The 1,233-nt window shown below is 59.7% G+C and carries 3 protein-coding genes; all 3 read left to right on the top strand.

Annotated elements, in window-relative coordinates:
• On the top strand, nt 1-266 hold a 266-nt coding region (locus tag ACFVV5_RS19165; RefSeq protein ID WP_387247298.1), incomplete at its 5' end, for a hypothetical protein.
• 414 nt (nt 267-680) lie between these two features.
• Nucleotides 681-1,028, top strand: a complete 348-nt coding sequence (locus ACFVV5_RS19160) for a hypothetical protein (RefSeq protein WP_387247296.1) — start codon at nt 681-683, stop codon at nt 1,026-1,028.
• The coding region (locus ACFVV5_RS19155) for a hypothetical protein (RefSeq protein WP_387247294.1) at nt 1,029-1,233 on the top strand (205 nt) is incomplete at its 3' end.

Genomic DNA, 1,233 nt, shown 5'->3' with positions numbered 1-1,233 from the left:
TGGCTCTCCGTGCCCTTTGCTCGGTACGTAGCGTATCGGCGTCTGCAATGTCCATGAACCGCAAGGAGCTGGAAGCGCTCCGCAAGTCAGGAGAGATCCGAAACTTCAACGTGCATTGGCTGCCGTTGGGTGGGATGCCACATCACGAGGGGTGCAGGGGGCGGGTTGAGCAAATCGGCTTTCCCGCAAATCCCAACATGGTGGTGATCCGCGATATTGCCGGTAATGCCCACCACTGGCACATGCACTACATGACCGCAATCTGAAAGGTAAAACAATGACTGAGCAGATCCACGAAATCCCCGCACTTGATCCCGTACTCAAGACGGGGGCAAGTAAGCGGAACGTAGCTGCGGCGACTAAGGCACTTGCCCGTATCCACGAGCTTGGTTGGGAGCCTCTCGCGCCGTACCCGGGCAGTGACACGCATTGGCGTGTGCGTTGCCTGTTGGGTTGCACAAAGGACGGTCATTGGGAAGGTGTCATGTTCTACAGCCACATGCGCCGTGCCAGGAGGCATGCGGGATGCCTCCCCAAGGATGTTCAGGCCACTGCCGTGGAAGCGCTGGCCGATGCGCGGGCAGCGCTGAACAAGTCTCGCTAGTCGGCTGAGTTTGGGGCGCGGGAAATAGGGATGCTTCTCGCGCCCCTTGCTCGGTCTACTCGCGAGAGGAAGGTACGTGGAACACACGCACATGGCAGTTGGGGAAGCGGAGGGATTCACCTACAGGGTGGATATCCACTGGACCCCCGGACTGTCAGAAGTGGCTGTCACGGTCCGCACTGCGGCGAACTTGACGGAGCACGGGACATATAAGGGAGCCCTGGTCTCTCCAATGCCCGCCGGCACCATCCGGGATTCCCGCCTGGACTGCATTGCCGCCCAGATCCTCGGCCCGTTCAAGGTCAGCACAGTGCATTGGGTCGTGGACCCGGTCTCGATCGCTGGTGAGTACGTCAAGAACACGGGATTTCAGTGGGTGCCCGAGAAGATGGCCAAGAACCGTAACGAAACCAAGGGGAAGTAAGTGAGCGCCTCGATAGTTCGGCTTTCGCTGGACACATCAGAACTTCGGTCCGGGGACATCATCTGCACGTGGGGGATGCGCGTCCTCATTGAGGGTGAACCGCAGACGTACCCCTCCGGTAGGGGGCAGACGGTCTACTACTGCCAGGGGACCGTCACAAACCTGGCAGAGGTTTGGGAGGAGGTTTTCATTCCCCGCTCTTACC

The organism is Leifsonia sp. NPDC058248, assembly GCF_042881905.1.
GTDB lineage: Bacteria > Actinomycetota > Actinomycetes > Actinomycetales > Microbacteriaceae > Leifsonia.
This window is presented reverse-complemented; position numbering and strand designations above follow the sequence as displayed.